Here is a 10,413-nt window from a genome sequence, read left to right as displayed (position 1 = left end):
ATTCCGTGTTTCTGGACAGGGTGAAGCGCGGCGGCTAAAAGGCCAAGTCCTAATCTTCTAAAACGCAGAGCCCATTTCCGCCGGTTTGCCGGCGGCCCTTCTGAAAAGGCAGCATTCATGAGTGGCGTGAACGAAATCCGGTCGACATTTCTCGACTACTTCCGCAAGGAGGGTCACGAGATCGTCGCGTCGAGTCCGCTGGTGCCGCGCAACGACCCGACGCTGATGTTCACCAACGCCGGAATGGTACAGTTCAAGAACGTCTTCACCGGCCTGGAGAAGCGGCCCTATTCGCGCGCCTCGACCGCCCAGAAGAGCGTTCGCGCCGGCGGCAAGCACAACGATCTCGACAATGTCGGCTACACCGCGCGTCATCTGACCTTCTTCGAGATGCTCGGCAACTTCTCCTTCGGCGACTATTTCAAGGAGCGCGCCATCGAGCTTGCCTGGAACCTGATCACCAGGGAATTCGGGCTGAGCAAGGACAAGCTGCTGGTCACCGTCTATCACACGGATGACGAGGCGGCCGGCTTCTGGAAGAAGATCGCCGGTTTTTCCGACGACCGCATCATTCGCATCGCGACCTCGGACAATTTCTGGGCGATGGGCGACACCGGACCCTGCGGGCCGTGCTCGGAGATCTTCATCGACCGCGGCGAGCACATCTGGGGCGGCCCTCCCGGCAGCCCGGAGGAGGACGGCGACCGTTTCCTGGAATTCTGGAACCTGGTGTTCATGCAGTATGAACAGGTGACGAAGGAGGAGCGCATCGACCTGCCGCGCCCCTCGATCGACACCGGCATGGGCCTGGAGCGCATGGCCTCCATCCTGCAAGGGGTGGAAAGCGTCTTCGAGACCGATCTGTTCCGTCACCTGATCGACGCGGCCTCGTCCGCGATCGGGCATGATCCCGACAAGGAGACGGTCGCCTCCTACCGAGTCATTGCCGATCATCTGCGCTCGTCCTCCTTCCTGGTCGCCGATGGCGTGCTGCCCTCGAACGAAGGCAGGGGCTACGTCCTGCGCCGCATCATGCGCCGCGCCATGCGCCATGCGCAGCTGCTCGGTGCCAACGAACCGCTGATGTGGAAGCTGGTGCCGGCGCTGGTGCGCGAAATGGGCCAGGCCTATCCGGAACTGCTGCGCGGCGAACAATTGATCACCGAGACGCTGAAGCTCGAGGAGACCAGGTTTCGCAAGACGCTGGTGCGCGGCCTCGGCCTGCTTTCCGAGGCGACCGAAACGCTGCATGCCGGCGACATGCTGGATGGCGAGACGGCCTTCAAGCTCTACGACACCTATGGCTTCCCGCTCGACCTGACGCAGGACGCACTGCGCCAGCGCAGCATCTCGGTCGATATTGCCGGCTTCACCAACGCGATGGAGCAGCAGAAGGCCGAGGCGCGCAAGCATTGGGCCGGGTCCGGCGACGCCGCCACCGAGACCATCTGGTTCTCGGTGCGCGAGAAGGCCGGCGCCACCGAGTTCCTCGGCTATGAGACTGAAGCTGCGGAAGGCATCATCCAGGCGCTTGTCCGGGACGGCAAGGCTGTCGACGGCGCCGGCAAGGGCGACGCGGTGGCGATCGTCGTCAACCAGACGCCGTTCTATGCCGAGTCCGGCGGCCAGATGGGCGACACCGGCGTCATCTCCGGCGAGGGGTTCTCGATCGAGGTTTCGGATACGCAGAAGAAGGCCGACGGGCTGTTCGTGCATATCGGCAAGGTGGCCAGCGGCACCGTCAAGACGGGCGCGGCTGTCGAGCTGAAGGTCGATCATGCAAGGCGCTCGAGGCTGCGCGCCAACCATTCCGCGACGCATCTGATCCATGAGGCGCTGCGCGAAGTGCTGGGCAGCCATGTCGCACAGAAGGGCTCGCTGGTCGCGCCCGAGCGCCTGCGCTTTGACATCTCGCACAACAAGCCGATTTCGGCCGAAGACCTCGAAGAGGTCGAGCGCATGGCCAACGAGATCGTCGTCCAGAACGGCCCGGTGACCACGCGCCTGATGTCGGTCGACGATGCCATCGCCGAGGGCGCCATGGCGCTGTTTGGCGAAAAGTACGGCGACGAAGTGCGCGTCGTGTCGATGGGCACCGGCCTGCACGGCGCCAAGGCGAACCGGCCCTATTCGGTCGAGCTCTGCGGTGGCACCCATGTCCGGGCGACCGGCGACATCGGCCTGGTGCGTGTCGTGTCGGACAGCGCGGTCGCCGCCGGCGTGCGCCGCATCGAGGCATTGACGGGCGAAGCCGCGCGCAAACATCTCGACGAGCAGGACAGGCGTTTGAAGGCGACGGCAGCCGTGTTGAAGATTTCGCCGGCCGATGTACCGGCGCGCGTCGAGACGCTGCTCGAAGAGCGCAAGAAGCTCGAAAAGGAACTGACCGAAGCGCGCAAGAAGCTGGCATTGGGCGGCGGATCGTCTGCCGATGCTCCAGCCGCCAATGAGACGGTCGCCGGTGTCGGCTTCCTCGGCAAGACGGTCTCAGGTGTCTCACCGAAGGACCTGAAGCCGCTGGCCGATGCCGGCAAGACGTCGCTCGGCTCCGGCGTCGTCGTCTTCGTCGGCGCCGGCGAAGACAACAAGGCAAGCGTCGTGGTGGCCGTCACCGACGACCTCGTCGGCCGCTTCAGCGCCGTCGACCTTGTCCGAGTGGCCTCGGCGGCACTCGGCGGGCAGGGCGGCGGCGGACGGCCCGACATGGCCCAGGCCGGCGGCCCCGACGCTTCCAAGGCCGATGATGCGATTGCTGCGGTAAGGGCGGCACTCGAAGCGGCGTAGGCGAGTGGACTGAATTTAAAGCAACGGTTGGAGGGACAGCGGACGTCACTTATCAGCCGATTTTTTCAGTCCGCACGAAGCTCGGCCGAGCCGCAATGCGCGCATACCAGTCCCGGATATCAGGGAACTCGGCCAGCAGATTTCGCCCCTCGGCGACCTTGACGAAATAACCGATGATCGGTGCGGCATGCAGGTCGGCCAGCGTCAGCTGGTCGCCCAGCAGCCACGGTCCCGGCGCTTTCAGCGCGGACAGCGTCCGAAGCGCTTTGCTCGCCTGAGCAAGGCCGCCGGCGATCAACGCCTCATCCGGCTGAGCCTTCTCCAGCCGCTCGACGGCGACATCCCAGACCATCGATCTGTAGGCATAGGCATCGAGCATGCCGATGATCTGGTTCATGGTTGCGCGGCCACGAGGCTCCGTCGCTTGCAGCGCTGGCCCGTCGAACGCCTCGTCAACATATCTGGCAATCGCGCTCGTCTCGAACAGCCGGAATCCGTCATGCTCGAAGGCCGGGATGCGGCCGAACGGATGATGTTCGAAATACCAGGCGGGAATCCCGTCGGCGGCAAAGACATCGACTGGCACAAGCTCGTAGTCGATGCCTTTTTCCTCAAGCACGAGGCGGACGATGCGCACATAGACGCTATAGTCCGCCCCGTAGACGATGGGCTTGCTCGACGATGTGGTGTTGACGCTATGATCGATGCGGGCGACGCTCTATTCTTTTATCTTCACAACGGGCTTGCCATCTTCGATGACGAGCGTGATCTTGCCTCCAAGCTCCGCCGGAGCGGGAGCGACATTGGCAGCTTGCACCTCAAACTTCGGCATGGAGTCCAAGAGCTCTTTGCCCTTGGTACTCTTTAGCCGTTCTTGCTGATCGAACCACATAGCCATTTACATCTACCTATTTTCGCAAATCCAGCTCATCCACGGAAGACAGATTTGCACTTCGACACGCCTCAAGTCTTTGTCGTTAACTCAGTGCTGTCGCGCACGAGATCAATATCGAGCGAAGCCTTTGGACGACATGCCTACGCCATCGCTTTCTGCAAATTCTCGTCGATCTTGTCGAGGAAACCGGTGGTCGACAGCCAGGGCTGGTCGGGGCCGATCAGCAGCGACAGGTCCTTGGTCATGAAGCCGGACTCGACCGTCTGGATACAGACCTTTTCCAGCGTGTCGGCAAAGCGCTTCAGCTCGGCATTGTCGTCGAGCTTGGCGCGGTGGGCGAGCCCCCGCGTCCAGGCGAAGATCGAGGCGATCGAATTGGTCGAGGTTTCCTCGCCCTTCTGGTGCTGGCGATAGTGGCGGGTAACGGTGCCGTGCGCGGCTTCGGCTTCCACCGTCTTGCCGTCCGGCGTCATCAGCACCGAGGTCATCAGGCCGAGTGAGCCGAAACCTTGCGCGACCGTGTCGGACTGGACGTCGCCGTCATAGTTCTTGCAGGCCCAGACATAGCCGCCCGACCATTTCAGGGCGGAGGCTACCATGTCGTCGATCAGGCGGTGCTCGTACCACAGCTTCTTCGACTTGAACTCGGTCTCGAATTCAGCCTCGTAGACCTCCTGGAAGATGTCCTTGAAGCGGCCGTCATAGGCCTTCAGGATGGTGTTCTTGGTCGACAGATAGACCGGGTAGTTGCGCAGCAAGCCGTAGTTCAGCGAGGCGCGGGCGAACTCGCGGATCGACTCATCGAGATTGTACATGGCCATGGCGACACCGGCGCCGGGCGCGTCGTACACATCGTGCTCGATCACCTGGCCGTCCTCGCCGACGAACTTGATGGTCAGCTTGCCCTTGCCGGGGAAGCGGAAATCGGTGGCGCGGTACTGGTCGCCGAAAGCGTGACGGCCGACGATGATTGGCTTGGTCCAGCCGGGCACCAGGCGCGGCACGTTCTTCATGATGATCGGCTCGCGGAAGATGGTGCCGCCGAGGATGTTGCGGATGGTGCCGTTCGGCGACTTCCACATCTTCTTCAGCTTGAACTCCTCGACGCGCTGCTCGTCAGGCGTGATCGTCGCGCATTTCACGCCGACGCCGTATTTCTTGATGGCGTTGGCCGAATCGATCGTCACCTGGTCGTTGGTGGCGTCGCGGTGTTCCACGCCGAGGTCGTAATATTCCAGCTTGAGGTCGAGATAAGGGTGGATCAGCTTGTCCTTGATGAACTGCCAGATGATGCGGGTCATCTCGTCGCCGTCGAGTTCGACGACCGGGTTCGCCACCTTGATCTTCGCCATGGAAAGAATGCCTCGTTGCTGGGATGTGGGACGGCCTTGCCCGCGTGGCGTTGGGCCGGGAGATGTCGCCCGTATATCAAAGCGCTTTTGGCCACGCAAACGGCGATCGGTCACGAATTGGAGGCCAGAGCCGTCGTCATTTGCGAATGCTTCATTTTCCCGGCCGAATATGGCAGGGGACGCTGAAATGCCGCAAACAGCAGTTCATTGACAATCATGCCCGTCACCAAAGATCCTGATAGCATTGCAGTCGCCGGCCCGGCGATCATCCTCGTCGAGCCTCAGCTTGGCGAGAACATCGGCATGGTCGCGCGCGCCATGGCCAATTTCGGTCTGTCGGAGCTGCGCCTCGTCAATCCGCGTGACGGTTGGCCGAGCGAGAAGGCACGTGCGGCGGCGAGCCGCGCCGATCATGTCATCGACGCCGTCACCGTCTTTGACGATCTGGCCTCGGCGCTCGCCGACCTGAACTTCGTCTTCGCCACCACGGCCAGGCAGCGCGACGGCTTCAAATCCGTGCGCGGGCCGGTGGAGGCGGGCAGGATGCTTCGGACCCGTCACGCAATGGGCCAGCGCACCGGCATCCTGTTCGGCCGCGAGCGCTTCGGCCTCTACAATGACGAGGTCGGCCTTGCCGACGAGATCGTCACGTTCCCGGTCGATCCCGATTTCTCGTCGCTCAACATCGCCCAGGCCGCGCTTCTGATGTCCTACGAATGGATGAAGTCCGGCCTGGAAGACGAGACCAAGACCAATTTTTCCGGCCCGGACATGAAGCCGGCAAGCAAGGAGGAATTGCACGGCCTGTTCGCCTATCTCGAAGGCGCACTGGAAGCGCGCGGCTATTTCCGGCCGGCACCGAAGAAGCCGAAAATGATCGACAATCTGCGTGCGGTGCTGACGCGCGCCGGTTTTGCCGAACCGGAGCTGAAGGTGCTGCGCGGCATCATCTCGTCGCTCGACAGGTTTTCGCCGGCGATGCCGCGCGGCGACGGGTCCCCTGGCGATGATCCACGGCGCTTGCCCGCGGCCGCCGCGCGAGCCCGCAAGGCGGAAGCGGCGCGCCTTGCCGGCGCCGGCAAGGACGATGACATACCGCCGCTTGGCGGAAAAGGAACCGACAATGACTGAGCGGCCGATCCTGATGTTCGATTCGGGCATCGGCGGGCTCACCGTACTGCGCGAGGCGCGCGTGCTGATGCCCGACCGCCGTTTCATCTATGTCGCCGACGACGCTGCGTTTCCCTATGGCGCCTGGGAAGAGCCGGCGCTGAGGGTGCATATCCTTGAATTGTTCGGCAAACTGCTTGAGCGGTTTGCGCCGGCCATTTCGGTCATCGCCTGCAACACCGCCTCGACGTTGGTGATCGACGCGCTGCGCGACAGATTTCCCGAGCATCCTTTTGTCGGCATGGTGCCTGCGATCAAGCCGGCGGCGGAACGCACGCGCTCAGGGCTGGTTTCGGTGCTGGCGACGCCTGGCACCGTCAAGCGCCAGTACACGCGCGACCTGATCAGCAAATGGGCGCAGAAATGCCATGTCCGCCTGGTCGGCAGCGACAGGCTGGCGGGACTGGCTGAGATCTACATGCGTGAGGGCTTCGTCGATGAGGAGGCGGTGCGCGCCGAGATCACGCCATGCTTCGTCGAACGTGATGCGCTGCGTACGGATATCGTCGTGCTCGCCTGCACACACTACCCCTTTCTGGCCAATCGTATGCGCAAGACGGCGCCTTGGCCGGTCGACTGGCTCGACCCCGCCGAAGCGATCGCGCGCCGGGCGCTGTCGCTTCTCGCCGACATCGATCCGAGCGGTCGTGGCGAGATGTTGCCTGAAGGGCCCGACCTTGCCGTCTTCACATCGAAAAGAGCCGATTTCCCCACCCGCCGCCTGATGCAGGGGTTCGGGTTGGCGATGTCGTGATTGCGAAGCGGAACATCACGGCAGTCGTTGCGTTTTTCTCCTGATGCCAACGGGAGAAAGAGCCATGCCAGCCACCTCGAAAGCCCAGCAGAAAGCCGCCGGCGCGGCTCTGTCGGCCAAGCGCGGCGAGACCAAGAAGAGCGAACTCCAGGGCGCTTCCAAGGGAATGTACGAATCGATGAGCGAAAAGCAGCTCGAGGAATTCGCCGAGACGAAGCGCAAGGGCCTGCCGGAGAAGAAGTCGAAAGGCTAGAGTGCAGTCCGCCGTTCAAGGGAAACGCCGAAGAACACGAGCCGGAATCAAAAGCCCGCGGCCAAACCGCAGGCTTCGAAATGATGTCGGCCGCCTGATTGCAGCCTACCAGCGCCCTCTGCACTGCTTGATCTTGTAGCGGATGACCTTCTTGTGGCCGTGCCGCCAGATAATTTTCTTCTTGATCACGATGCGGCAAGCCTGGTGGTGCCGGTGCCCTTGCCAATGCCTGGCCTCAGCCGGCTCCGGTGTCATGACCGCCATGGATCCCGCCAACACAGCGGCTCCTGTCAGGGTAAGGAAGAATTTCTTCATGCGAATGTAGCTCCTCTGCTCCGGTCCCTTCCTGATGCCGCTGGCGCAACCTCCCGCCACATCCGGCACTGTACTCAACCCAGAGACGCTATATCGTCGCCATGGCCTACGCCAGCCACAAGCTTGACACCGGTTAAATCTCCGTTTAATCAGCGCGCTAACACCGGGCCGCAATGCCCGGTGGTTTTCTTTATGTGCGCAAGATGCGTGGAAATCCAATTCTACTATCTTGTTTGAACTGACGTGTCCCGTGGGTTTTCCGCCGCGTTGCGTGGGAAAACCCTGTCAGGTCTCGAAAACGGAGGCCAGAGGAGGGCGCGTTTCCTTCACCCGGACCATGAGGTTCCGGGTGTGTTGTTTTGAAAAGGGAATGCGATGAGCAAGCGCGAATCCGCGAAGTACAAGATCGACCGCCGTCTCGGCGAAAACATCTGGGGCCGCCCGAAGTCCCCGGTCAACAAGCGTGAATACGGCCCCGGCCAGCATGGCCAGCGCCGCAAGGGCAAGCTTTCCGATTTCGGCCTGCAGCTGCGCGCCAAGCAGAAGCTGAAGGGGCACTATGGCGACGTTTCGGAAAAGCAGTTCCGCAAGGTTTATGAAGAGGCTGACCGCCGCAAGGGCGACACCTCGGAGAACCTGATCGGCCTGCTCGAGTCGCGTCTCGACGCGGTCGTCTACCGCGCCAAGTTCGTGCCGACCATTTTCGCCGCCCGTCAGTTCGTCAACCACGGTCACGTCAACGTCAACGGCAAGCGCGTCAACATCGGCTCGTACCGCTGCAAGCCGGGCGATGTCGTCGAAATCCGCGAAAAGTCCAAGCAGCTGGTCATCGTTCTGGAAGCTGTCTGTCTCGCCGAGCGCGACGTGCCGGACTACATCGAAGCCGATCACAACAAGATGGTCGCGACCTTCTCGCGCATCCCCGGCCTGGCGGACGTTCCGTTCGCCGTGCAGATGGAACCGAACCTGGTCGTCGAATTCTATTCGCGCTAAACGAGCGCGTTCTGCGACATCCTGCGAAGGCCGCCCGTCGAGGCGGCCTTTTCTTTGTCGGTCATGTCCGCTAATCCGGCGCTCTGGGCCATTGAAAGCGACATGCCATGAACATGCTTCCAGACATTGAAACGCTCGAACCGGTCGCCGACAGCGAAGGCGGTTTCCATCCGCTGGTCGCCGACAGCGAAGGCGGTTTCCATCCGCTGTTCGCCGACGTGCCGTCCTCGGTCGAGTTCAACAAACTGCGCAAGCGGCTGCTGCGGCTGACCCGGCAGGCGATCGAGGATTTCTCGATGGTCAAGCCCGGCCAGCGCTGGCTCGTAGCGCTGTCGGGCGGCAAGGATTCCTACGGCCTGCTCGCGGTGCTGCTCGACCTCAAATGGCGCGGGCTCTTGCCGGTCGATCTTCTGGCCTGCAATCTCGACCAGGGCCAACCGAATTTCCCCAAACATATCCTGCCGGACTATCTCGACAGCCACGGCATTGCGCACCGGATCGAATATCAGGACACCTATTCCGTCGTCACCGACAAGCTGCCGGCGGGCAGCACCTATTGCTCGCTCTGCTCGCGTCTCAGGCGCGGCCATCTCTACCGCATTGCACGCGAGGAGGGGTGCTCGGCGCTGGTGCTCGGCCATCATCGCGAGGACATTCTCGAGACCTTCTTCATGAACCTCTTCCATGGCGGGCGTCTCGCCGCCATGCCGCCAAAACTGCTCAATGACGAAGGCGACGTCATGGTGCTGCGGCCCTTGAGCTATTGCGCCGAGGTCGATCTGGAAAAATTCGCTGCCGCCATGCGATTCCCGATCATTCCCTGCGATCTCTGCGGCAGCCAGGAAGGTCTTCAGCGCAATGCCATGAAGGCGATGCTCGAGGACCTGGAAAAGCGCATGCCGGGCCGCAAGGATACGATGCTGCGCGCGCTGTCGAACAGCAGGCCATCGCATCTGCTCGACAGAAAGCTGTTCGATTTCGCTGCCCTCAAGACCCTCACCACAAGGCAAGCCGATGACATTTGACGACACCGCGATCGACTGGCTGGCCGGCATTCTGGCCGAGGCGGCACTGGCCGAGATCATGCCGCGCTTTCGCCGGTTGGGCGATGGCGATGTCAGGCAGAAGACGTCGGCCGCCGACCTGGTGACCGAAGCCGACGTCAATGCCGAGCGGCTGATCACCGCGCGGCTGCGCGAGCGGTATCCCTCAGCGATGGTCGTCGGCGAGGAGGCCTGTTCCGACAATCCAGCGCTTTTAAACGGGTTGGGCGATGCCGATCTGGCCTTCGTCATCGACCCGGTCGACGGTACTTTCAATTTCGCCTCCGGCGTGCCGCTGTTCGGCGTCATGCTGGCGGTCGTGGTCAAGGGCGAGACCGTCGCCGGCATCATCCACGATCCCGTCGGCAAGGACTGGCTGATTGGCGCCAGGGGTGCCGGCAGCCATATCCGGCATGCGCACGGCAGCATCGAGAAGGTGCATGTAGCGGTACCCGCGCCGATCTCGGAGATGACCGGCTCTGTCTCCTGGCAATATATGGCCGAGCCGGAACGGACACGGCTGGCGCGCAACCAGACCAAGATCCTGTCGCAGTTCGCCTATCGCTGCGCCGCGCACGAATACCGCCTGCTGGCGAGCGGCCATGCCCACTTCGTCGTCTACAACAAGCTGATGCCGTGGGACCACCTGGCCGGCGTGCTGATCCATGCCGAGGCCGGCGGCCATGCGGCGCGCTTCGACGGCAGCGCCTATCTGCCCTCGCATCTCGGCGGCGGCCTGCTTGTCGCGCCAGACAAGGAAAGCTGGCACGAATTGCGCCGCGAGCTCTGGGCGCAGTAGGATCGATTGCTGCGTTAGCCGAAAGCAGTACAATCTCGCGCAAATCCGGAGGCTC

11 protein-coding genes are annotated in these 10,413 nt (G+C 62.6%); 7 read left to right on the top strand and 4 right to left on the bottom strand.

The window, feature by feature from the left end; translation table 11 throughout:
• Window positions 1-117 precede the first annotated feature (117 nt).
• Window positions 118-2,784 carry an alanine--tRNA ligase gene (gene alaS, locus ENZ74_RS10125; RefSeq protein WP_063167813.1) on the top strand — a complete coding sequence of 889 codons (2,667 nt, stop codon included), beginning with the start codon at window positions 118-120 and terminating at the stop codon, window positions 2,782-2,784.
• Window positions 2,785-2,836: 52 nt separating this feature from the next.
• On the opposite strand, the gene ENZ74_RS10120 is transcribed toward alaS, so the two are convergent.
• From ENZ74_RS10120 to ENZ74_RS10110, 3 genes are all read right to left on the bottom strand, one after another.
• Entirely contained in the window at window positions 2,837-3,490 is a 654-nt protein-coding gene (locus ENZ74_RS10120) for a glutathione S-transferase family protein (RefSeq protein WP_063167814.1), read from the bottom strand.
• A 12-nt stretch (window positions 3,491-3,502) separates the two neighbouring features.
• Window positions 3,503-3,682: a hypothetical protein gene (locus ENZ74_RS10115; RefSeq protein WP_027162373.1), complete on the bottom strand. Its 180-nt coding sequence runs from the start codon at window positions 3,680-3,682 to the stop codon at window positions 3,503-3,505.
• A 137-nt stretch (window positions 3,683-3,819) separates the two neighbouring features.
• Window positions 3,820-5,031 (bottom strand): NADP-dependent isocitrate dehydrogenase, encoded by a 1,212-nt coding sequence (locus ENZ74_RS10110; protein WP_063167815.1) that lies wholly within the window; start codon window positions 5,029-5,031, stop codon window positions 3,820-3,822.
• 216 nt (window positions 5,032-5,247) lie between these two features.
• Between ENZ74_RS10110 and ENZ74_RS10105 the strand changes: the two genes are divergently transcribed.
• The 3 genes from ENZ74_RS10105 to ENZ74_RS10095 all read left to right on the top strand — a co-directional run bounded on the left by ENZ74_RS10105 (window position 5,248) and on the right by ENZ74_RS10095 (window position 7,208).
• The gene (locus ENZ74_RS10105; RefSeq protein ID WP_024504565.1) at window positions 5,248-6,162 is read left to right on the top strand and encodes an RNA methyltransferase; all 915 of its coding nucleotides are present in this window, start codon (window positions 5,248-5,250) and stop codon (window positions 6,160-6,162) included.
• Window positions 6,155-6,955: a glutamate racemase gene (gene murI / locus ENZ74_RS10100; protein ID WP_013532145.1), complete on the top strand. Its 801-nt coding sequence runs from the start codon at window positions 6,155-6,157 to the stop codon at window positions 6,953-6,955. The genes ENZ74_RS10105 and murI overlap by 8 nt, the downstream gene beginning before the upstream one ends.
• Before the next feature lie 64 nt (window positions 6,956-7,019).
• Entirely contained in the window at window positions 7,020-7,208 is a 189-nt protein-coding gene (locus tag ENZ74_RS10095) for a DUF3008 family protein (protein WP_013532144.1), read from the top strand.
• A 105-nt stretch (window positions 7,209-7,313) separates the two neighbouring features.
• Here the strand turns inward: ENZ74_RS10095 and ENZ74_RS10090 are convergent, their stop codons facing one another.
• Window positions 7,314-7,523: a hypothetical protein gene (locus ENZ74_RS10090; protein ID WP_013532143.1), complete on the bottom strand. Its 210-nt coding sequence runs from the start codon at window positions 7,521-7,523 to the stop codon at window positions 7,314-7,316.
• A 375-nt stretch (window positions 7,524-7,898) separates the two neighbouring features.
• Here ENZ74_RS10090 and rpsD point away from each other — a divergent pair, with 375 nt between their 5' ends.
• The 3 genes from rpsD to ENZ74_RS10075 all read left to right on the top strand — a co-directional run bounded on the left by rpsD (window position 7,899) and on the right by ENZ74_RS10075 (window position 10,358).
• The gene (gene rpsD / locus ENZ74_RS10085) at window positions 7,899-8,516 is read left to right on the top strand and encodes a 30S ribosomal protein S4 (protein ID WP_127312756.1); all 618 of its coding nucleotides are present in this window, start codon (window positions 7,899-7,901) and stop codon (window positions 8,514-8,516) included.
• 107 nt (window positions 8,517-8,623) lie between these two features.
• Entirely contained in the window at window positions 8,624-9,541 is a 918-nt protein-coding gene (gene ttcA / locus ENZ74_RS10080; protein ID WP_063167816.1) for a tRNA 2-thiocytidine(32) synthetase TtcA, read from the top strand.
• Window positions 9,531-10,358, top strand: a complete 828-nt coding sequence (locus ENZ74_RS10075; RefSeq protein ID WP_013532140.1) for an inositol monophosphatase family protein — start codon at window positions 9,531-9,533, stop codon at window positions 10,356-10,358. Before ttcA ends, ENZ74_RS10075 begins: the two co-directional genes overlap by 11 nt.
• Window positions 10,359-10,413 lie beyond the last annotated feature (55 nt).

It is taken from the genome of Mesorhizobium sp. M7A.F.Ca.CA.002.15.2.1 (assembly GCF_003998715.1).
Lineage (GTDB): Bacteria > Pseudomonadota > Alphaproteobacteria > Rhizobiales > Rhizobiaceae > Mesorhizobium > Mesorhizobium ciceri.
This window is presented reverse-complemented; position numbering and strand designations above follow the sequence as displayed.